The organism is Planctobacterium sp. R6, assembly GCF_055755215.1.
On sequence record NZ_JBVTQY010000010.1, the window covers coordinates 1 to 22,436 of the forward strand.

20 protein-coding genes, 1 pseudogene and 1 riboswitch are annotated in these 22,436 nt (G+C 46.0%); of the genes and pseudogenes, 14 read left to right on the forward strand and 7 right to left on the reverse strand.

The genetic code is table 11. The features are described 5' to 3' along the window. Window positions 1–61: 61 nt before the first annotated feature. Window positions 62–442 (reverse strand): annotated as a pseudogene (locus tag AC0J20_RS08455) (biotin/lipoyl-containing protein); the annotation flags it as partial. A 344-nt stretch (window positions 443–786) separates the two neighbouring features. Between AC0J20_RS08455 and AC0J20_RS08460 the strand changes: the two are divergent. The 5 genes from AC0J20_RS08460 to AC0J20_RS08480 all read left to right on the forward strand — a co-directional run bounded on the left by AC0J20_RS08460 (window position 787) and on the right by AC0J20_RS08480 (window position 5,863). Further along, window positions 787–1,317: an SRPBCC family protein gene (locus AC0J20_RS08460; RefSeq protein WP_473021350.1), complete on the forward strand. Its 531-nt coding sequence runs from the start codon at window positions 787–789 to the stop codon at window positions 1,315–1,317. 176 nt (window positions 1,318–1,493) lie between these two features. Then, the gene (locus tag AC0J20_RS08465) at window positions 1,494–2,531 is read left to right on the forward strand and encodes an XdhC family protein (RefSeq protein WP_473021351.1); all 1,038 of its coding nucleotides are present in this window, start codon (window positions 1,494–1,496) and stop codon (window positions 2,529–2,531) included. A gap of 4 nt (window positions 2,532–2,535) precedes the next feature. Continuing rightward, entirely contained in the window at window positions 2,536–3,144 is a 609-nt protein-coding gene (locus tag AC0J20_RS08470) for a nucleotidyltransferase family protein (protein WP_473021352.1), read from the forward strand. Further along, entirely contained in the window at window positions 3,141–3,602 is a 462-nt protein-coding gene (locus AC0J20_RS08475) for a (2Fe-2S)-binding protein (protein WP_229527109.1), read from the forward strand. Before AC0J20_RS08470 ends, AC0J20_RS08475 begins: the two co-directional genes overlap by 4 nt. After that, a complete protein-coding gene (locus tag AC0J20_RS08480; protein WP_473021353.1) occupies window positions 3,602–5,863 on the forward strand; it encodes a xanthine dehydrogenase family protein molybdopterin-binding subunit in 2,262 nt (753 codons plus the stop codon). Before AC0J20_RS08475 ends, AC0J20_RS08480 begins: the two co-directional genes overlap by 1 nt. Before the next feature lie 93 nt (window positions 5,864–5,956). On the opposite strand, the gene AC0J20_RS08485 is transcribed toward AC0J20_RS08480, so the two are convergent. The 6 genes from AC0J20_RS08485 to AC0J20_RS08510 all read right to left on the reverse strand — a co-directional run bounded on the left by AC0J20_RS08485 (window position 5,957) and on the right by AC0J20_RS08510 (window position 13,363). Then, window positions 5,957–7,309 (reverse strand): MATE family efflux transporter, encoded by a 1,353-nt coding sequence (locus AC0J20_RS08485; RefSeq protein ID WP_229527111.1) that lies wholly within the window; start codon window positions 7,307–7,309, stop codon window positions 5,957–5,959. Between the two features lie 12 nt (window positions 7,310–7,321). Then, on the reverse strand, window positions 7,322–8,548 hold the full coding sequence (gene moeA, locus AC0J20_RS08490; protein ID WP_473021354.1) for a molybdopterin molybdotransferase MoeA: 1,227 nt from the start codon (window positions 8,546–8,548) through the stop codon (window positions 7,322–7,324). Window positions 8,549–8,750: 202 nt separating this feature from the next. Next, on the reverse strand, window positions 8,751–10,505 hold the full coding sequence (locus tag AC0J20_RS08495; protein WP_473021355.1) for a sugar phosphorylase: 1,755 nt from the start codon (window positions 10,503–10,505) through the stop codon (window positions 8,751–8,753). A gap of 11 nt (window positions 10,506–10,516) precedes the next feature. Beyond that, entirely contained in the window at window positions 10,517–11,737 is a 1,221-nt protein-coding gene (locus AC0J20_RS08500; protein WP_229527114.1) for a glycosyltransferase family protein, read from the reverse strand. A 6-nt stretch (window positions 11,738–11,743) separates the two neighbouring features. Continuing rightward, complete coding sequence (locus AC0J20_RS08505) at window positions 11,744–12,571, reverse strand: HAD-IIB family hydrolase (protein WP_473021356.1); 828 nt, start codon at window positions 12,569–12,571, stop codon at window positions 11,744–11,746. 24 nt (window positions 12,572–12,595) lie between these two features. Further along, window positions 12,596–13,363 (reverse strand): kinase, encoded by a 768-nt coding sequence (locus tag AC0J20_RS08510; RefSeq protein ID WP_473021357.1) that lies wholly within the window; start codon window positions 13,361–13,363, stop codon window positions 12,596–12,598. A 532-nt stretch (window positions 13,364–13,895) separates the two neighbouring features. Here AC0J20_RS08510 and sufB point away from each other — a divergent pair. The 9 genes from sufB to AC0J20_RS08555 all read left to right on the forward strand — a co-directional run bounded on the left by sufB (window position 13,896) and on the right by AC0J20_RS08555 (window position 22,304). Further along, window positions 13,896–15,332 (forward strand): Fe-S cluster assembly protein SufB, encoded by a 1,437-nt coding sequence (gene sufB, locus AC0J20_RS08515; protein WP_473021358.1) that lies wholly within the window; start codon window positions 13,896–13,898, stop codon window positions 15,330–15,332. A gap of 29 nt (window positions 15,333–15,361) precedes the next feature. Then, on the forward strand, window positions 15,362–16,132 hold the full coding sequence (gene sufC / locus AC0J20_RS08520; RefSeq protein WP_229527118.1) for a Fe-S cluster assembly ATPase SufC: 771 nt from the start codon (window positions 15,362–15,364) through the stop codon (window positions 16,130–16,132). After that, on the forward strand, window positions 16,129–17,394 hold the full coding sequence (sufD, locus tag AC0J20_RS08525) for a Fe-S cluster assembly protein SufD (RefSeq protein ID WP_473021359.1): 1,266 nt from the start codon (window positions 16,129–16,131) through the stop codon (window positions 17,392–17,394). The genes sufC and sufD overlap by 4 nt, the downstream gene beginning before the upstream one ends. Continuing rightward, window positions 17,391–18,608 (forward strand): aminotransferase class V-fold PLP-dependent enzyme, encoded by a 1,218-nt coding sequence (locus tag AC0J20_RS08530; protein WP_473021360.1) that lies wholly within the window; start codon window positions 17,391–17,393, stop codon window positions 18,606–18,608. The genes sufD and AC0J20_RS08530 overlap by 4 nt, the downstream gene beginning before the upstream one ends. Before the next feature lie 9 nt (window positions 18,609–18,617). Then, complete coding sequence (locus AC0J20_RS08535; RefSeq protein ID WP_229527121.1) at window positions 18,618–18,974, forward strand: HesB/IscA family protein; 357 nt, start codon at window positions 18,618–18,620, stop codon at window positions 18,972–18,974. A gap of 7 nt (window positions 18,975–18,981) precedes the next feature. Further along, window positions 18,982–19,515, forward strand: a complete 534-nt coding sequence (gene sufT / locus AC0J20_RS08540; RefSeq protein WP_229527122.1) for a putative Fe-S cluster assembly protein SufT — start codon at window positions 18,982–18,984, stop codon at window positions 19,513–19,515. A gap of 21 nt (window positions 19,516–19,536) precedes the next feature. Continuing rightward, window positions 19,537–19,950, forward strand: a complete 414-nt coding sequence (locus AC0J20_RS08545) for a SufE family protein (RefSeq protein ID WP_473021361.1) — start codon at window positions 19,537–19,539, stop codon at window positions 19,948–19,950. Between the two features lie 117 nt (window positions 19,951–20,067). Beyond that, a riboswitch (molybdenum cofactor riboswitch) is annotated at window positions 20,068–20,274 on the forward strand. A gap of 113 nt (window positions 20,275–20,387) precedes the next feature. Continuing rightward, window positions 20,388–21,464 carry a P-loop NTPase fold protein gene (locus tag AC0J20_RS08550; protein WP_473021362.1) on the forward strand — a complete coding sequence of 359 codons (1,077 nt, stop codon included), beginning with the start codon at window positions 20,388–20,390 and terminating at the stop codon, window positions 21,462–21,464. A gap of 105 nt (window positions 21,465–21,569) precedes the next feature. Further along, complete coding sequence (locus tag AC0J20_RS08555) at window positions 21,570–22,304, forward strand: hypothetical protein (RefSeq protein WP_473021363.1); 735 nt, start codon at window positions 21,570–21,572, stop codon at window positions 22,302–22,304. The last annotated feature ends 132 nt before the right edge of the window (window positions 22,305–22,436 follow it).

Consider the following 22,436-nt stretch of genomic DNA (forward strand, 5'->3'; position numbering starts at 1 on the left):
TCACTCAAACCTGTCATCCACCCCCTGTCTAACAATACGAAAAACTGAGGCGACAACTATCCTGACACAGGGGGTTTTGAATACCGCGTAGATCCGCTTTGGCGCGATTCAGGTTCAGGATATAGCGTTCTTGTTCCAGTTTGGCCAGTGGTTGACCTTTTTCTACATAGTCGCCTTCTTCTACATAAATATGTTCGATAATTCCGGAAGCCCGGGCAACTACAAAGGCTTCTTCTTTTGCTTCCAGAACCGCCGTGGTTTCGTAGTTCGACGAAATGTTGCCTATGGTTAAATCCGCTACTTCAACCGGGATTGAAATGATTTCTTCTGCTTCTTCGGCGTTATTGGTGGCTTCGGCTTCACCACAGCCAGATAAAAGGGCGGTGCTAACGGCAATACTGCTGGCAAGTAAAAGGGTTTTTAAGTTGTTATTGTAAGTCATTGTCTTCCCCTGAAATAAATTAGAACAATTTGCGAAACTTGCCAATCGATAGCATTCACCATGCCATTTGAAAAATACCTTTAAAAACATGGTGTTAACTTCACCGTTTAACATTCCTTCGATTAACCATTCCCAGATGTTAGTGAATATCACTAAGTATTGGTGATATTAGTTAAAACTGGTCAAAACGTGTTTTGACGTAAATAAATTGTAAACCTGTTTTAATGTCAAACCTACCGTCGATTGGATATTCCGCTATTATTGGCAGTATCTATTGTAAGAATTCTTTACATAGTGGAAGGTATGTCGATACCGTGTACAAAAAAGTTTGAAAGGAAATAAAAATGAAGGCATTAAAATATGCAGTATTGGGACTAACAGGTTTGATCGTGCTGGTACTGGTGGTGGGTTTTATTCTGCCATCAGAATTTCACGTGCAGCGCCAGATACAAATCAGTGCTCCTGCAGATAAAGTTTATCCTCATATCGTTAATTTAAGAGAATGGAAAAAGTGGGGCGTCTGGTTTGAACGTGATCCTGATATGCAGGTTACCTATACCGGCCCGGACGGATTTGTGGGACAAAAATCCAGCTGGGTGAGCGAAACCCAGGGGTCTGGTGAGATGACGATTACCGAACTTTCTCCCCTGAAAAAGGTGGTTTACAACCTGTACTTTCCCGAATTTGGTATGGGCAGCACTGGTAAACTTACCCTGACCGAGGAAAATGGTACTACTACGGTAATTTGGGCAGATTACGGAGATGTCGGTGGCAATCCCATTAACCACTATTTTGCGGCCATGATGGACGGTATGGTAGGGCCGGATTTTGAAGCCGGTCTTAAAAACTTAAAAAACCTGGTGGAATCTCAATAGCCGCCGGCGACGGGGAGTGGGAGTGCCGCTTCCTGTGCTCAGCGACGTGAGTGTAGTTAGTCTTATTTTTTCCTTTGTTCATCCCGTTGCAGCCGAGCTGCAGGCACAAAGGATTTTCTTCTCCCGGCTTTTTTGTTACAACAAGGGCCGGGCCATAAAGGAAATAATCACATCGCATGAGCGCCGTTAAAAACAATCACCTCACTTCACTGCTGAATATCTGGTTCCCACAAAAAGATGAACTGGACTGGGTTCTGGCCACGATCATTGAGACCGATGGCTCCAGCTATCGCAAACCCGGCGCCATTATGTTCATCAATAGTCTCGGACAATACTATGGATTGCTGAGCGGAGGTTGCCTTGAAGCAGACATCATGCGTCAGGCAAGAAAGTGTTGGGACAGCGGTAAAAGTCACATTATTCAGTATGATATGCGCGATGAAGATGATATTGCGTGGAAGCTGGGTATAGGTTGTGGCGGAATGGTGCGTATTTTGTTGCAGCCTGTTACGGCGCAAAATCACTACCTGGAGTTAACCGCGTTAAAAACCCAACTGGACACTAATCAACGCTGCATATACATGCTTTTGGCTGAGCAGGCAGAGGCCAAAAACCAATGTATCGCACAGGTTCCCGAAGATAAAAGTTGGACATTAAACCGCCTGAATCAGATCAACAATGAAAACTGGTTTGTCAGTGAACAGTTACCTGTTGTCCGGCTGGCGATTTTCGGCGGAGGTATAGACGCCATCCCTCTTGCCAATATTGCTAAACAATTGGGTTGGCACATTACTTTGTTTGATGAAAGGCTGGGGTATGCTAAAGAGGCCTTTTTTGCTTCAGTCGATGATATTGTCCGGGATAAACTGGATGATCTGCACAATCACCCGGCCTTGGCTCAGGTGTCGGCCGTTGTGTTGATGAATCACAATGTCACAATGGATGCTAAATCATTGCTCTTAAGTCAGTCCAGTGGTGCAAAATACGTAGGAATGTTAGGCCCGCGCCATCGAACTGAACGGGTTTTTAAAGACGTTAATATCGTTGAGTCACAATTGACAAAACCGCTCCACAATCCCATCGGATTTGATCTCGGTGGTGAGCTACCTGAATCTATCGCACTGAGTATGCTGAGTGAAATTCATGCGGTATTGTATAGTGCCAGTGGTCATACCCTGACCCGGACACGCCCTGCGGCAAAACTAGCAGGTTAAGTTAGTGTCTGGATATACGCTGGGCACGCTGATGTTGGCGGCGGGACAAAGTCGCCGCTTTGACGGTATTAAGCAACTGGCGACGTTGCAGCAGTCATCTATGCTGCAACAGGCGTTGGAGAAGCTTTCTGGCATTGATTGTGACTGCCGGGTGGTCACACTAGGGGCCAATAAAGCCACCATAGAATCCGCAATTAACCTACCTGCAAATATTTTCGTTAAAACGGTTTTCGATTGGCAAAACGGTATTTCCGCCAGCATCAAAAGTGGTCTGGAGGCGCTTGAACATTGCTCTCATGTTTTAATTTTGTTGGCTGATCAACCGGATATTTCTGCGCATCAAATTGAACAACTTATCAGTTTGAGCCGTAGCAACCCGAAGCAGATTGTTTGTGCACATTATGTGGGAAAAAATGCCGTCCCTGCTATTTTTCCTGCCAGCGACTATGCTTTATTGCACAGCTTGCAAGGTGATATGGGTGCCGGTAAGCACCTGAACAGTCCCAAATACAAAGAAAACGTTATCCCGGTTGCATTGCAAAGTGGTGCTACCGATATTGATACCCAGGAAGATTTGAGTCTCTGGCAAAAACAACAAAAGGTTAACCTATGATTACATTTACCCTGAACGGAAAACCCACAAAGGTCGAAGCTGAGCCTGAAATGCCATTGCTTTGGGTGATTCGTGATTTATTAAACATGACAGGAACAAAATACGGATGTGGATTAGGGGTATGTGGCGCCTGCACCGTGCATATGGATGGTCAGCCTATTCGTGCCTGTGCCACGCCAGTTTCGGTAATCGCCGGAAAGTCAGTAACCACCATTGAAGGGCTGAGCAAAGATGCCAGTCATCCGGTGCAGCAGGCATGGGCGGAGCACAATGTACCACAATGTGGATATTGTCAGTCTGGTCAGATGATGTCAGCTGCGGCATTGCTGGCTTCCAATAACGATCCCAGTGATTCAGATATTGATAACTATATGCAGGGCAACCTGTGTCGTTGTGGTACCTATCCACGTATAAAAGCGGCAATTAAAACGGCGGCAAAATTTGTGGAGGTGAAATAATGTTTATTGAACAACTGCAACACCATGATTCGGTTATGCACAACATCAGTCGCCGTGGGTTTTTGAAAACCCTGGGTATTGCCGGTTCTGGCCTTGTATTAGGCGTGACATTACCGTCATTCTCGCCGGCCTATGCTGCTGAGTCAGGCAATGGTGAAATGAACCTGTTTGTCAGTATCGACGAGTCAGGCGAGGTGAATATTATCTGTCATCGCTCAGAAATGGGTCAGGGTATACGCACTTCATTACCGCAGGTGTTGGCTGATGAATTGCAGGCTGACTGGGAGAGGGTCAATGTAGTACAGGGTTTGGCGAATGCCAGTTACGGCAGTCAAAATACTGATGGCTCGCGTTCAGTTCGCCATTTTTATCAGACCATGCGAGAGATGGGGGCATCAGCCAGAACCATGCTGGAACAGGCGGCTGCAGAAAAATGGGGAGTGCCCGTAGAAGAAGTTAAGGCAATTGATCACAAGGTTGTCCATCAGTCTGGCAAAAGTCTGGGGTTTGGCGAGTTGGCAGCTGCGGCCAGTAAACTGACACCTCCGGATGTCGCCAGTTTGGTGTTTAAAAACAAGCAAGATTTTAAGTATATCGGCAAAGGGCTCACTATTGTTGATATGCACGATATTCAAACCGGCAAAACCCAATTTGGTCAGGATGTACACATGGAAGGTATGTTGTACGCCAGTATTGTTCGGGCACCTGTGGTTGGTGCAAATGTGGTGTCGTTTGACAAAGACGCTGCACTTAAAACTCCAGGCGTTGCTGATGTGGTGGCAATGCCGGAGCGCAGTTTTCCCGTGGGGTTTAATTCGCTGCCGGGTGTTGCAGTGTTAGCCAGTAATACCTGGTCTGCACAACAGGCAGCCAAAAAGCTCAGTATTGAATGGACACAACATGAAAACCAGTCCCATGACTCGGGCGCTTTTCTGGCAACGTTGCAAGAAAGAGTGAAATCCAAAGGCAAGGTTCAGCGTAGCGTGGGCGATGCTTATGCGGAATTGGACAAGGCTGAAAATACAGTTCAGGCGTCATATTCAGTACCTTATCTGGCCCATGCGACAATGGAGCCGCCTGCTGCTACGGCGGTTTTTAAAGATGGCCAAATGGAGATTTGGGCTTGTACTCAAACTCCTCAGTCCACGCAAAATACCGTAGCTCAGGTATTAGGGCTGGAGCCTTCTCAGGTCAAGGTAAACGTGACTTTATTGGGGGGCGGATTTGGCAGAAAATCCAAACCTGACTTTTCCGTTGAAGCCGCTATTTTAGCGAAACACAGTGGCAAACCGGTGAAAGTAGTATGGAGTCGAGAAAACGACATTCAGCATGGTTATTATCACGCCATCAGCGCGCAACATTATCAGGCCGGACTGAATGACAAGGGGCAGGTGAGTAGTTGGATACAACGCAGTGCATTCCCCAGTATAGGTTGGACCTTTAGTGGTAATACTAATGAACCGCAATCCTGGGAATTGTCGCTGGGGTTTGGTGATGTACCTTTTCAACTGCCACATTTATCCTGTGAATCTCATGAAGCTACAGCTCATGCGCGCATAGGATGGATACGCTCAGTGTGCAACATTCAGCATGCCTTCGCTCTGGGATCATTTGTGGACGAAGTCGCGGTTGCCGCTGATAAAAGCACACCGCAAATGTGGCTTGAACTGATTGGCGACGATGCCAATATTGATCCGGGTCAGCAGGGATTCGAGTTTAGCAATTATGGCGAGACGTTAGAGCGGTTCCCGCTGGATACCAAGCGCCTGAAACACTGCCTGAATGAAGTCATTGCCAAATCCGGTGCGGATAAACCAACGGCTGCCAATGAAGCCTGGGGGGTCAGTGTTCATCGCAGCTTTGTCAGTTACGTCGCTGTGGCTGCTAAAGTCAAAGTTGATAACAACAAGGTAACAGTGTTGGAAATGCACTCTGCCATTGATGCCGGTACTGTAGTTAACCCGGACAGAGTTAAATCCCAACAGGAAGGCTCCATGATTTTTGGTCTGTCCATCGCTTTGTTAGGCGAAATCAGCTTTAAAGAGGGTAAGGTGCAGCAGTCGAATTATCATGACTATCAGGTATTGAGAATGAATCAGTGTCCTGAGATCTATACGCACATTATTGACTCAGACGCGGTACCAGGCGGTGTTGGTGAACCCGGTACGCCGCCTGTTGCTGCGGCAGTGGCGAATGCGATTTATCACGCCAGTGGCAAGCGAATTCGCGACCTGCCGGTTAAGAATCACATGCAGGTGTAGGTCGAAGTCAGGTTGAATAGGAGGACACCGATGGTGTCCTTTTTCTTATCCTTAAGCCAGAAACAAATATTCACTCAGCAATGTTTCCGGAACTTAATTCACGGCGCGAGACTGAATAAATCGAATGCGCAGACTCAGTAATATGGCTGCGACAGTCAGTCCCATTATTATCCCCAGCCAGAATCCCGTGGCGGCCATTGCCGGTACTATGGTATCCGTTAATGCCAGTAAATAACCCATGGTTAAGCCAACCCCCCAGTAGGAGCAAATCGTGATAATGAGCATGGCTTTAGTGTCTTTATAGCCCCTTAATATGCAACCTCCGATAACCTGAATGGCATCGGAAAACTGGAAAACCGCAGCCAGGAACAGTAAGTCTGCGGCCATATTAATAACGTCGGCTTCGGTACTGTACAAGCCTGAAAGTTCATAGCGTAACAGCACTGAAATCAGCGCGTTTATGGCAGCAAATGCCAGCCCCAGTGCTACCGCGGTATAACTGGCATCTTTTGCGGCCTTTCCCCGGTTTTCCCCTAACAGGTAACCTATGCGAATGGTGACGGCCAGACCAATACTCAGAGGAACCATAAACAGCACACCGGATACGTTCAGCGCAATTTGGTGAGAAGCCACAATTTTTGCACCCAGCGGAGACAGTAACAAGGCAATCACTGAAAACAGGGTAACCTCAAATAACAACGCCAGGCCTATGGGAAGTCCAATCTTTAAGTGAGCGACAATTTTGCTGATATCCGGTTTACTGGAATGGCTAAAAAATGGTGCGAAAGCCAGTTCTTTGGAAAACTTCACGTATAACCAGTTGCAGGTCATCATCGCTACAAACACCAGACCTGTGGCTATTCCGCAACCCGCACCCCCAAAAGCCGGTACACCAAATTTGCCATAAATAAACACGTAGTTGGCCGGTATGTTCACAATCAGGCCAACAATCATGATAACCATACTGGGTTTGGTGTGGGATAACCCCTCACTGTACTGACGCAAGACCATATAAACACAAAACGCCGGGAAGGCGACAAATACATATTGCAGGTAATCGGCCGAGATGCGGTGCAGATCGGCCGCCATATTAAAAGGCGTAAAGAATTGATAAGTATAAAAGCTGGCAATGAACACCAAAAAACTGAGGCCCAGTCCGATATAGAGAGCCTGATGGCCGACTTCCGGGATTGGCGCATGATTTTTAGCACCATGCAGACGTGAAATGATTGGTGGCAATGCCATAATGATACCCTGAACCAGGATCATTACCGGGAAAAACAAGCTGGATGCAACGGCTACGGCGGCCATATCTGTAGAAGACAGGCGACCTGCCATTAAGGTGTCAGAGACACCCATCAGCATTTGTGTGAGCTGAGCAACAAGCAGAGGCCCGGCTAACTTAAGCAGTGAGCGTGACTCGGTTCTGAAAGAGCGATATTTCAAGCGGTTCTCAATTTAATTTAACAATGGATCAAATGGCAGAATCTTAACTTTGGCATTTTTCGCCAGTTGACTGCAGTCAGCGTCGATGACCACAAAACAGTTGGCATCTGTAAAGGAATTCATGATACCGGAGCCCTGTTTATTACCGGGCATAACCCGAACATTCTGGTCACCATCCAGCCACATTCTGGCCCGCAAAAACTCCGCTCTGCCGGGTCTGCGTTTAAGGTCCTTATCCAGGTGGCCGGTTATTTCCAATGAATTGTGATTAACTTCACCGGCTAACTTTCTCAAGCCCGGTACAACCAGCTGTAACAGGGTTACGAAAGAGGATACCGGGTTGCCTGGCAGCCCGGAAAACAGCGTTTTTTGAATGCGCCCAAAGGCATAAGGTTTACCTGGTTTGATGGCAATTTTCCAGAACGTAATATCGCCAAGTTCCTGTAAAACCGGTTTGACAAAATCGGCATCACCCACAGACACACCGCCAGAACTAATAACCCAGTCATTGTGTGCCGCGGCTTCTGCAAATGCTTTGCGCGTGGCTTCCAGTTGGTCGGGGATGATACCAAAGTCCGTGACTTCGGCCCCCAGTTTGCGCAACATTGCAGTCAGTCCAACCCGATTACTTTCGTAAATTTGACCCGGTTGCAACGCCTTTCCTGGTTCAATCAATTCATCACCGGTCGCCATAATGGCCACTTTTATCTTGCGATACACCTGAATATCACGCATACCAACCGAAGCCAGTAACGATAAGTGTTGTGGAGCAAGGCGGGTGCCTTTGGGCAAAATAACACTGTCGCGCTGAATATCTTCGCCGGCTTTACGGATATTTTCTCCGGCAGTGATGGTCTTCAAACAAACCAGTTTATCGTCAGTCACTTTTGCCTCTTCCTGCATAACTACGGCATCAGCGCCCTGGGGAACTGGGGCACCGGTCATGATCCTGACAGCTTCACCTTGTTGCAAAGAATTGACATAAGCCTGTCCCGCCATGACCGCGGCAACAATCTGAATAGTAGAGCCCGCATCACTGGCTTTGAGCGCATAGCCGTCCATCGCTGAATTGTCACTGGGCGGTACATTCATCGGGGAAATAATATCTTCTGCGATGATCCGACCGGTGGCCTGATCTGGCGTAACGGATTCAGTTTCCTGTACAGGTAGTATCTTATCCAGTTGTTGTACTAATGCTTGTTCAACACGTAAAAGACCGGGGGAATTACAACCAGACATGATAAATACGCCCTATGTTTGACAGTTATATACAGGATGAGGGTTCGATAAAACCGAGCCGCTCTTTATACCTGCGTTCTGATGTGGGTGCAATATTGTATTTGGAGAGTCGTAGAAAACTCGATGAATTAGCGCCTTGAAAAAGGCGCTAATTTATTGTGCAGATAAGCACAAGGCTAGCGGAACAGTCGTCTTGTGGCTATCAGGTGCCGGTCTGATTTGATAACCACACCGTTTGATAGGGTTGTAATGTGATTTCTTCGGTAATATCAATAATTTCACTATCGCTGATTAAATCTCGCCAGCGATCAGTGACCGTCAGATTCAATTCGCCCAGTCGCAGCACCTGTGGTTGATCCGTGATATTGCTGATACAAAAAATACTCTGTCTTCGGTCCATGCTTTGACGCCAAAAACCAAATAACTGCAATCCCAGATGCAAGGTGAATTGTATTGCGTTTGGATGAAAGGCTTTTTGTGCGGTCCTGATATCGATAAGGGCTTTCATGCGCTCTAACACTTTGTGATGATGATTGAACCTGGAGCCCAATTCCATCTTTAACATGTCGTAGTTCCAGCGTTTGCGATTGATAGCGCGGTTGTGGTGAGTATTTTTCAACTTCTCATAGTCGTTGTTGGTACCCAGCATACTGTGTATGTAAATTCCGGGGATGCCCTCCAGGCCCAGCATTACGGCATGGGCACAAATAAAGCGTTCTAATCCCCACTTATCGGGCCCGTCAGTAGTACCTTGTAAGGCGTCAAACAAGGCGATATTCATTTCGTAAGCTTTTTGCTCACCGGTTTCTGTTGTGCGCCACGAAATACGCCCCCCAAATTGCTTCATGGTATTGATCAGGGTTGACAATTCATCCTCTGAAAGCAGCCCTTCGGCGGGTCTTAATCCAATGCCGTCGTGAGAGGCAATAAAATTAAAATAAGTGGTGCCGTTTTGCGCCGGAGGCATGCTCATTAACCAGCGTTTCAGATACAAACAGTTCCCGGTTATCAGGGTATTTACCAAAAGTGGCGGCAAACTAAAATTGTATATTGCGTGTGCCTCGTTGGCATTCCCAAAGTAGGTGAGGTTTTGCGTGTTAGGGATATTGGTTTCCGTAATAATTACAGCGTCAGGCTGGCTGTGCTCAATCAGTGAGCGCAATAATCGTATCACCTCATGTGTCTGCATCAGATTGATGCTGGGAGTTCCGGCAATTTTCCACAAAAAAGCCACGGCATCCATGCGAAAAATTCGCACACCTGAATCAAGATACTGCCGGATGATAGAGACAAACGCCAAAAGCACATCAGGATTGCGAAAATCAAAGTCAACCTGGTCATGACTAAAGGTACACCAGACGTGTTCCAGCCCTTTTGCTGTCTCGGTTTCGCGCAATAATGGCGAGGTACGGGGTCGAACAACCTGAGAAAGGTCATCGTCAGGCGACGCCGTGAAAAAGTAATCTGATCCCGGTCCTTCTCCCCGGATAAAGTTTTGGAACCAGGCACTGCGACTGGAACAATGGTTAATAACCAAATCAGCCATAAGGCGCCGATCACCGGCTATGGCTTCGATATCCTGCCAGTCTCCCAGCGCTTCATTGACGCTGGAATAGTCAATGACTGCAAATCCGTCATCGGAACTATAGGGAAAAAACGGCAAGATATGTACGCTGTTAATGGTGTCAGCAAAGTATTTATCCATAAAATGGCGCAGCGTCTTTAAGGGATGTTCGTCATCCCGGACGATACTGTCACCGTATGTGATCAATACGACATCCTGTTGATCCCAGTTATTTTGAAATACGCCAGGTTGTTTGATGTCTTTATCCAGACGCATCAGTGCCAGTAATTCTTCGCTCAGCGTCTCATAAGAACGGTTTAGCGGAATGCCATCGTAAATAACTTCCAGCTGCTGTTGCAGTTTGTGTTTTAGATTTTCTAACAGCTCAGACATCGCCGGACTCCTTAACTAAATTCATTGAAGTCTAATTCAACTGCTTCTTTAATCTCATCGAGAATATCGGGCACAGCACTAACAACCCGGTTCCATGTAGGAATAAAGGGCGTCTCCATCGGGTTTTCCAAAAAGTGCTGACCAGCCGTCATGATATTTTGTGCAAACATTTCTACGGCATTTTCCTCATTATGAATATCAAACTTAAGCCCATTCATAATGGCATCGTTGTTGAAAGTCTCAACAAAATCAAGCGCGATACGGTAATAGGTAGCTTTTAGCGAACGGAAGGTACCAGCATCAAACTTTTCACCCTGAGTGGCCAGTTTTCTGAATAAGGCTTTGGCGATATCTATAGACATTTTAGACAGGCCGGCTTGTTGATTATCCAGTGACAGATCCTGGTGCTTATGATCATAAGTTTTAGCTATATCTACCTGACAGATACGGTTGTGAGAATAATTGCGGTGCATTTCCGACAGGGTGCCAATTTCCAGTCCCCAGTCACTGGGGATGCGCAAATCATTTAATACGTCACGCCGAAATGAAAACTCACCGGCCAACGGATAGCGGAAACTGTCCATGTATTCCAGGTAGTCATTGTGACCGCAGACGCGTTGCAGGGCGCGAATTAAAGGGGTAACTAACAAACGCGATACGCGACCATTAATTTTGCCGTCGGCAACGCGGGCATAATAACCCTTGCTAAATTCGTAGTTAAATCTGGGGTTTGCCACTGGGTAGAGCAGACGCGCTAATAAACCTCTGTCGTAAGTCAGAATGTCGCAATCATGCAGGCCGATGGATTCTGCTTTTTTTGTTGCCAGTATGTATCCCATGCAGTACCAAACATTGCGCCCCTTGCCCAGTTCTGTTGGGGCCAGTTCCATCGCTTGTAACTTAGCATCGATGGCCTTAAGGCGTGGCCCGTCATTCCACAGCACGCGATGGTGTTGCGGCAGTTTTTTAAAAAATTGCAGAGCATGGCGGTACTGTGATTCATCGGCTCTGTCCAGCCCGATAACCACCTGTGATAGATAGTCTACCTGGCTGATGTCTTCAATAATGTTGGGTAATGCTTCGCCCTCCAGTTCGGAAAATAATGAGGGCAGTAACAAGCCCATAGGACGAGTCTGACTAAAGGTTTTTAACTCGGCTTCGAGATCTTCTGCACTGCGGTCGGCCAGATTGTGTAGTGTTGTAATAACACCGTTTTGGTAAAAGTCTGCCATAGTTCTTTACTCCTGATTGAAGACGATTTTTTCGAGGCATTCAGACCAGCCTTCTGGTCCGCAGAGGGTACTTTGGTAAAGGTGTTTTGATTTTTTTATTATTGGGAAAGGGTGTTGTAATGATTTTATTTGGATGGCGATATCTGCCGCTTCCAGCATGGCACTGTCGTTTTGACTGTCTCCCAGTGCGATGCTGGTGAATTGTTGCTCTTCACATTCTTGTGAGAATACCTGAGTGAGCCATTGCAGGGCTTTGCCCTTATCTGTTTCACCACAGATGTGGGTAAAACGACCGCCGGTCAATACCGTAGCACCTGCGGCCTGCATACTGTGTAAAAATTCTCTTTTGGCGTATTCATCGCCTGACCAGTGCACAGGTTCGCCATAATGTCTTTGCATGGCAAGCTGCGCATCTTTTGGTGTTAGTCCGGTTAAGTTCACCACTTCGGCAACATCCATTTGAGAAAACCCCCTGAACATGCCAAAAAAGTGTTGTCCGTGTTGCTGAATTAGCGATAACCAATGGGCTCTTTCCTGCGTGAACGACTTTATCCACATGTCATCTTTTTCAACGGTTTCCGGCGGTTGCCACGGGAAAAAGTCTTTAGGGATAGCGATTGCTGCGCCATTTTCAAAAATAAACGGGGTTTGCAATTTAGCTTCGCGTCGAAAGGCTTCGATCTCTGCAAAGGTTTTACTGGTATTGGGAATAATAAAATGGCCGGCAGATTTTAGCTTTTCCAGGGTGTTTAGCGCTGGCGCAAAACTGTAACTGTCATGGTCTAAAAGCGTTCCATCAAGGTCGGTGTAGATAAGAAAGGTAGTTAAGGACACGGCGCTTTACTCCAAATTAATATGCTATAAACCCGAAGTGGCGTAAATGTTTCTGTGGTCGTCCAGTTCAAACACCACATCACAGCGCTGAGGCAGCGAATTAAGGCATTCCTCAGTGAGACGCTGATAAAACTGAATAAACTGCAATATGCCCGATTCATCCATTACGCGACTCTTATCAGAATCCTTAATCTTAGCGGATAATTTTTGCTCCTGCTCCAGTCGCCATTGAAACACATTGTCAAATCCTGGAGCCTTTAGCATTACCCAGTAATTCATGAGACTGTAAAGCGGTTCGTAATGTGCTGTGATTTGTTGATTTACCCAGTTTCGCCATATCAGATTTGCATCCTGTTCTGCTTCCAGGGCATTCACCGGATAACGCAGTTGCAACGGAGATTGTGCAGTAACACCCCAGCACCAGCCTTCCATGATAACCAGATCCACGGGGCCGGTAACTTCAGGCCATTCTCGTTCGGCGTAGGGGTTATCCGTTGCTTTATTGAAACGCGGTAGTCGAATGCTTTCTGGCGTGCTCATTGCCCGAAGTGTTCTTGCCATCAGGTCAGTATTGTGTGTGCCCGGCACGCCGCGAGTGGCCAACAGCGGCGAGATTTGTGTTGCCAGTTGCTGCCGGGTTTTTCTGTCATGGTAAAAATCATCCAATGACAGTACCGCAACCTTTAATCCGCTGGCGCTAAACCACTCGCCCAGAAAGGCGCTCAGGGTAGATTTTCCTGAACCCTGGCAACCGTTTACCGCGACATAGAAGGTGCTGCCGTGCTCTGCCATTGCCCTCGTTATTTTTTCCGCCAAAGGCAAAAAACATTGGGAAACCGTTTCGGCAAAATTGTCCGGTAATTGATGAGTTGCTAAAAAGTCATTCAAAAATGTGGCTTTGATAGCAAATACTCCTGATTAAATGGGTTGTTGCATTGCTGAGGGCTTCAACATCCATGCCAGCGCCCGGCTGATCTGATATTTAACTTTAAGCCTATAAAACATAAGGGGTACAGGCTAATGATAGCGGATATTAAACGAAGACAGGAATATTGTGTTGCACCAAAATGGTGAGTTGCGGGGTGGATATCATTAGTGTTGGTGCAATTTTTTGCTGCAGATTGGTGCGAAATGCTTACGCGATATAAGGCATAAACAAAAGGTACAGCCAAATCAGCAAACTGTTGCTGCTGAATAGGGTGAAATACTTGAGTAAATTACTCAGGTAATTTACCATTGCCGCCATTAATAGGACAGATGCCTTGTTATTCTCTGAAGTGCGTTCAGAGAAGGTATTTTGGTCAGCAAAATTAAAGATGATGGTATGTCTGAACAAATAGAAGACGCGTTAAGAAAAGAGTATGAAGCGGGATTTGTTTCTGCGATTGAATCAGAAACCTTTGCCCCTGGTCTGGATGAAGACGTTATTCGTCGCATCTCAACGATCAAGGGTGAGCCTGAGTGGATGTTAGATTGGCGTTTAAAGGCCTTCAGAATCTGGCAAAAAATGGAAGAGCCTGAATGGGCTCATTTGCATTATCCCAAAATCGACTATCAGAATATTTCTTATTATTCTGCACCTAAGAGTATGGCTGATAAGCCGAAATCTCTGGACGAAGTCGATCCGGAGTTACTGGCAACATACGAGAAATTAGGAATTCCACTGCACGAGCAGGAAATGCTGGCGGGCGTGGCTGTTGATGCTGTTTTCGATTCGGTATCCGTGGTTACCACCTACCGCGAGAAGCTGGAAGAGGCGGGTGTTATCTTTTGCCCAATCTCCGAAGCCGTGCACAAATACCCGGAACTGGTCAAAAAATATCTGGGCCGTGTCGTACCTCAACACGACAATTATTTCGCTGCGCTGAATTGTGCGGTATTTACCGATGGTTCCTTTGTTTATATTCCAAAAGGCACGCGTTGTCCGATGGAGCTATCAACCTACTTCAGAATTAACGAACAAAACACAGGACAATTTGAACGCACACTGATTGTCGCCGATGAAGGGAGTTATGTCAGTTATCTGGAAGGATGCACGGCACCGCAACGAGACGAAAATCAGTTGCATGCTGCGGTCGTTGAGTTAGTCGCCCTGGACGATGCTGAAATCAAATATTCCACGGTACAGAATTGGTACCCGGGTGATGCTGAAGGCAAGGGCGGGATATACAACTTTGTAACTAAGCGTGGCATTTGCCACACCAATGCCAAAATCTCCTGGACTCAGGTGGAAACCGGTTCAGCGATTACATGGAAATATCCGAGCTGCATATTGAAAGGCGATAACAGTGTGGGTGAGTTCTACTCTGTGGCATTGACCCGTGGTAAACAACAAGCGGATACCGGCACCAAGATGATTCACATTGGTGAAAATACCAAATCCACCATTATTTCTAAGGGGATTTCAGCGGCGCAGAGTAACAACAGTTATCGTGGCCTGGTACAGATGCACAAGAGTGCCAAAAAGGCCCGGAACTTTACGCAGTGTGATTCGTTGCTGATTGGTGATCAGTGTGGTGCTCATACATTTCCCTATGTAGAAAGCAGTAACCCCAGCGCCATTGTGGAACACGAAGCTACCACGTCAAAAGTGAGTGATGAGCAAATGTTTTTGTGTCAACAGCGCGGCCTGGATGCAGAAAAAGCCGTATCTATGATTGTTAATGGCTTTTGTAAAGAGGTCTTCAAAGAGCTGCCCATGGAGTTCGCTGTAGAGGCCGGTAAGTTGTTAGAAATCAGTTTAGAAGGCTCGGTGGGTTAAACCAGCGGTCCCAGCAAGGTAAAGAATTAATGTTAAAGATCAGAAATTTAAAAGCAAAAGTTGAAGATAAAGAGATACTGAAAGGCTTGAGTCTCGAAGTTAAACCGGGTGAAGTCCATGCCATTATGGGCCCTAATGGTGCCGGTAAAAGTACCCTTGGCTACGTGTTAACTGGCCGTGATGGTTATGAAGTAACCGACGGTGATGCAACGCTAAATGGCGAAGATTTGCTGGAGCTGGAAATCGAAGAGCGCGCCCGCGCCGGATTGTTTTTGGCATTCCAGTATCCGGTAGAAATTCCCGGCGTCAGTAATCTGGAATTTATGAAAGCCGCTGTTGATGCTGCGCGTGAAGAGCGCGGCGAAGACGCGCTGAGTTCCGCAGACTTTTTAAAGGCGGCAAAAGCAGCCTGTAAGCAGGTAAACCTGCCATTGGACTTCCTGAAACGCGGCGTCAACGAAGGTTTCTCTGGTGGTGAGAAAAAGCGTAATGAAATTATGCAGATGTTGCTGTTACAGCCGAAATTATGCATCCTGGATGAGTCTGATTCAGGTCTGGATATTGATGCTTTAAAAGTCGTAGCTGAAGGGGTGAACAGTCAGCGTGACGATCAGCGCAGCTTTATTGTTGTGACCCATTACCAGCGCTTGCTGGACTATATCAAGCCGGATTTTGTACACGTATTATCAGACGGCAAGATCGTAAAAAGTGGCGATGCCTCGTTAGCGCATGAACTGGAAGCCGAAGGCTATGCCTGGTTGGAAACTTATGATCGCCAGGCCGAAGAGGAAACGGCATGAGTGCATGGTTAGCCAACGCGATTGAAAAAAGTCATTCAGTCAACGACTGGCTGACAGCAAAGCGCCAGGGGGCCCTGGCGTTATTGCAGGAAAAAAACTGGCCAGGGCGCAAAACTGAAGACTGGAAATACACCTCTGTTCGCGCATTGGAAAAGCGCGCTATCAATGGCGCTGCCAATGCAGGTCAGGCTGATATTTCTGCTATTGCTGGTCTGGAAGCGATTGAACTGCATTTCATCGATGGCCATTTTCAGGGCCTGACACAATCTCTGCCTGAAGGACTGAGTATTGTTGAACTGGGCAAAGCAGATGCTGAAGTTCAGGCGTGGGCTGTTGAGGCATTTTCTGCCTGCAAGCCAAAGAAACATCTGTTTGGGCTAATTAATGATACTTTGGCAGATAATGGCCTGGTGATTGATGTGGAGGCAGGTGCCGACATTAAGCAGCCAATGCGCATTGTCAATGAAATTACGCAAGACATCGATGTGCAGCATCGGGTGCTGGTTCGCTTAGGCGAAGGCGCAAAAGCTACTGTGATTGAACAAGCGGGCGGCACGCAGGAAAGTTATTTTTCTGGTTTTGCCGAGTACTTTTTGGCTGAAAAGGCGGCACTTGAACACTATCGCTTTTGTTTGCGAACTGGCAAAGCCTTGAGCATTGGCGGCAGTCATTTTGAACTGAAAAGCAACGCTCAGATAAATTCTACTCTGGTGGGGTTTGGATCTGAGTTGTCCCGACTCGACGTCGATGTTATACATCGCGGCGAAGGTGCACATGCAAAAATCAATGCCGTTTATCTGTTGGATTCCGGCGAAATCTTCGATTTGCATTCCTGCATTGAACATGAAATTGGGCATTGCACCACGGATGAAACCGTACGCGGTATTGTTGGCGACAAAGCAACGGCTACCTTTAACGGTCGAATTCACATTCACCGCGACGCCCAAAAGACTCTGGCGGAGTTAAGTAACAAGAATTTGTTGTTAACAGACAACGCACAGATCAATACTAAACCTGAATTAGAAATTTACGCGGATGATGTGCGCTGTGCCCATGGTGCAACCGTGGCAGAGTTGGATAAATCGGCGCTTTACTATCTTACCAGTCGTGGTGTCAGTAAGTCTCAGGCGCTGGTAATGCTGAACTTTGGGTTTATTAATGCCCTGGTAGACGAAATGCCTAACTCTGCGTTGGCTGAATGGTTAAGACCGCAATTGCAGGAACGCTTTGCCAAAATGAATCAGGAACCCGCACAAGCATGAGTTTTAACCCCGCGGAAATAAAAAAGCAATTTCCAATTTTGCAACGGCAGATAGACGGCAATCCGTTAGTGTACCTGGATAATGCTGCGACAACGCAAAAGCCGCAGGCTGTGCTTGATGCGCTGAGTCATTATTACACGCATTGCAACAGTAATGTACATCGCGGTGCCCACACGCTGGCAGATGAAGCCACCAGACTCTATGAGGCGGCGCGGGAAAAGGTAGCCCGTTTTATCAATGCTTACGACAAGAAGGAAGTGATCTGGACGGCGGGCACCACAGAAGCCATCAATATTGTTGCCAATGGCGCTAAGCAGTTACTCAAATCCGGTGATGAAGTCATCGTTACCGAGATGGAGCACCACGCGAACCTGGTCACCTGGCAACAGGTGTGTAAAATTTCTGGCGCCAGTCTGAAAGTCGCCCCCATTACTGACGATGGTGAGCTGGATGTTGCAGCGTTTCAGAAGCTGCTGAATGGCAATACCCGATTGGTGGCCATGCCACATATCAGCAATGCGCTTGGCACCATAAATCCATTGCATGAACTAATTCCAATGGCGAAATCGGTAAATGCACTGGTACTGGTTGACGGTGCGCAGGGGATTGCTCATGGCGATGTTGATGTTCAGGCGTTAGGTTGCGACTTCTACGCATTTTCCGGACACAAGATATTCGCGCCTACGGGAATTGGTGTGTTGTGGGGTAAAGCTGAGATCTTGTCTGACTGGCCCGTATGGCAAACCGGTGGCGAAATGATTTCGGTTGTGACTTATGACGGCGCAACCTGGGGTGAGTTACCGAACCGACTTGAAGCCGGTACACCAAATATCGCGGGGGCCGTTGGATTGGGAGCTGCCATTGACTGGTTTAGTGGTCTCGATCTGGAAGCGGTAAAGGCTCATGAGCAGCTATTGATGCAAAAAGCGGTGGAATTATCCACAGGTGTTGATGGTCTTATTATTAAGGGCAATGCACCCAATAAAATAGGTGTGTTTAGCTTCATCATCGAAGGTACGCATCCGGCTGATATCGGCTTTTTACTGGATAAACAGGGGATTGCCATCAGAACCGGTGATCATTGCGCACAACCATTGATGAAGCGGTTAGGGGTTCCGGGAACAGCCCGTGCTTCCTTTTCTATCTATAACACGGTAGAAGATGTGGAAGCGCTGTTTAAAGCATTGCAGAAAGTCAAAATGATGTTGATGTAGAGAGTTAAGATGACGGTAAATACATTTGATCCAACGGCATCGTTGGTAACCGTAACTGATTCGGCGAAAGCCCACTTTGCAAAAATGTTGGGCAATAATCAGGACAAGATGATTCGCTTAAGCACAAAGGTGAGCGGCTGTTCCGGCTATGCTTATGTTCTGGACGCTGTTGATGCTAAAAAAGATAACGATCTGGAAATAACGCTGGATAACGGTTTGTTGCTGTTAATCGCTGCTGATGCGGCTCCGCTGGTACAGGACACTGAAATAGATTACGTTAAAGTGGGTATCAACGGTGAGATTCGCTTTAATAACCCCAACGTGGTCAGTGAGTGTGGCTGCGGTGAAAGCTTTAACGTAGGTTAATCCCCAGATGCAAAAAAAGATGGTGGTCACTCAGCGGGAGTGTCCGGCGAGACGCGTACCCTCTGGTGATCAAACGGTCATTCCGGCTAATCAATTTGTTACCATTAATCAGGCTCTGGGAGGTAACTACACCGTTACCTGGATGGGCAACATGTTGCGTATTGATGGTACTGATGCCGATGCCATTGGCATGAAGCCTGAAGAGCTGACTTTTGATTCTGTGGAACATAACGACATCCGCGAAACTCAGGTTAATCAGGCTCTGGATACTATTTTCGATCCGGAAATACCCATTAGTCTGGTGTCGCTTGGGCTAATTTATAAAGTGGATATTGACCAGGACAGTGGCAAGGTTGATATTGATATGACGCTGACTGCACCTGGCTGCGGAATGGGGCCGGTATTAATCAGTGATGTAAAATATCGCGTTGCTAAAGTACCCAATGTCAAAGACGTTAAGGTTAACCTGGTATTTGATCCGCCCTGGTCAAAAGACATGATGTCTGAAGAGGCGCAGTTGGAAGCTGGCCTGTTTTTTTAATCTCTATTCAAAATCTATCTTATGAGCTTACCCACAACTGACGAAATATTAGATGACCTGGCGTTTTTTGACAGCTGGGAAGAGCGCTACAAGTACATTATCGATTTAGGCAAGGCCTTGCCGGCTTTCCCGGCAGAATTACAAACTCCCGACAGACTGGTTAAGGGCTGTCAGAGTAACGTTTGGTTGGAAATTGCCGGTGACAAGGAACGCATCGAGTTTCTGGTGGACAGCGATGCCGTTATCGTAAAAGGATTATTGGTATTAGTGCTGGCGGCCTATAACAACAAGTCGGCACAACAAATTCTGGCATTTGATATTGATGCATACTTTAAACAGCTTGATCTGGAGCGGCATATCAGCCCGACGCGGGGTAATGGTCTGAAGTCTATTGTTGCTCGTATAAACAGTATCGCCAAAGCCGCACTGGCATAAACGCCGCCATTTTCGGCTTATCTCACTCCTTGTGATCTTTTTCACACCTCGTAACCATTAGTTATGATTAATGCACGATTAGGCATTGAATTTAAGAGGCTCCGGAGGTAACTTGAACACCTTGATAAACTCCGAGCCTGATGACCTAAGTAGCGTTGGCTATTGCTGCAATTCGCTATAAGGAACTCTGGCCGTTTTGCTTACCGGAGCACGATGCACCGGCGCAAAACACGGGTTGGGCGAGAAATCAAACAGCCTCCCGAAAGTTGATATTTAAGGATAAATACCTGCTTTAATTTGGAAAGGTGTTCAATGTTATCCCAGCATAATAGTGCGGCTATTTTTAATGTCGTTGCTGCAAAGTTTTATTTTTCTCTCATAATCAGCTATTTCAGGTGCTGAGGCTTGGCCTTAGATATTAAAGTGAGATTAATGTAATGAGAGAAAATGAATATCTTTTAGTCCCAGATTCAGAGCTTGAAACTAGCCAAAGGAACTCAATGACTTCAGAAGAGGTTGTTTTGGCTCTGGATGCCTTTCTTAAAGACCTTAATCCTGAATTCGCCTTGATGTTAAGTGGTGAATGGGGAGCCGGTAAGTCCCATTTAATAAAAAGTTATTTAGAAAGCAAGAAACATAAAAAGACTCTGACTGTTTCTTTGTTTGGTTTAGGGTCTTTAACTCAAATCGAAGATGCAGTGATAGCAGAAATGTCGCATCATTTATCTGAATTGGGTGGTGGCAGTTTTTCTAGACTTTTGGGTAGTGTTGCTACCTTTGCTTCTGAAGATAAGGCTATTGGAGGATTAACAGGTGCTGCTGCAGCGATTGGTGGTCCAATGGCTCGTAGCAAATTGTTAAATAGAATGAATAAGGGGTGGCTATTAATCTTTGAGGACTTGGAACGAAGTTCATCTAAACCTTCCGAAGTTCTTGGCTTCATTAACCGATTTGTAGAGAATAAATGGTGCCACGTTATTTTGGTCGCTAATGAGGATGAGTTTGAAAAGAAAGATGCGGAATACAAAAGCCAAAAAGAGAAGTTGGTTGGGGTAACTCTTAAATTATCTCTTCCTTCATCAGATATAGCTAATATTGGTTGCAAACATCTTTTTTCACTGAAAGGCCCCGAGAGAAATGCTGCTGCTGATACTATCATTCATTTTTGTAGGCAAACTGAAGTAAGTAATATTAGAACTATTCAATTTGCTTGTATTCAGCTAGATAGATTGTTTTCAGTTGTAAAGCTACAGAATCCTGAAAAGGACATTTCACCCGTGGTTCGAGTGTTCTTGATGATGGGGTTGGTGCTCGCAGTTGGGGCTAGAAAATGGAATTTTTCTCCAGACGTCCTGTTTATGTTAGCGAGTAATCAGAGGGAATTTCTTTCGCTAATATTTCAAAATTCAGTTTCCATCCATCAAGAAGAGAATGGAGAATCTTTAAAAGAAGAAGATAAAAAGTTAATTGAATTTGAAAAACTTCTATTGAAGAAAGTTCCTCTTTATTCCTGAGTTTCTTCAGTTCAACAACTGATCTGCTTTAGCATACTAAACAAAGACCAAATCATAGAAGAGATTGAACCCTATGTTAACGTTGAGCAATCCATTGAAGATGAGTTGTTTGGTACTTACCCCCGTGACTTTATTGATGAAACAAGTTTTTCTACGTGGTCAAAAAAGTTTTTAGATATATATAACGGTTGTGTTGAACATCGTTTTTCTTCACCTGAACAAGTGTTAAATTTTTGCACCAAATTCTATTACTTAGTGGATGGGGGGTACATAGAGTTTCCGGAAACAGATGTTAAAGATAAGCTTACCCAATTCGGTTTGCGTAAAATTCCTGAATGTCTTTATCAAGGCTCTCTTGAGAACCCAAGTTGGAGAGGTGAAGAATTACCAGGGCAATTTTATAATGCATTTAATGCACTCGCCCAGAAACTCTCTGATGACGCTACCTGTACCAAAGTACAGAACAAAATCATCGACTGTCTGAAAGGTCATCATGGAAATGATACTGTTAATGGAATGTCTTATATTGAGAACATCGCATGTAACACCTTTAACCCAGTTTTGACGCAATCATTTTTAAATAATTTTGCTAAAGAAACACGTCGTAATCCTGTTTCTTTGAGGGTTTCAGGGAAGTTCTTATTTCATCGTGCGGATAAAATTGTTTGTACAGCTTCCTTATCCGTTGAAAAACCATTCTACGAGAACATTAAATCTTTACTTGAAGAGTCACAAAAAAGTGAACCCAAAGGGCTAATGTTTGCTGAACTTAACAGAGTTATTCGTATCTGCGATGAGTCGATAGGTCAATTTAAAACTGCAGATGATAGAGCTGGGTAAAAATGAAGTTAATAATTCCAACAATGAATACCTCGTGATACGGGTTGCCATCATCTGGAGCGGCATATCAGCCCGACGCGGGGTAATGGTCTGAAGTCTATTGTTGCTCGTATAAACAGTATCGCCAAAGCC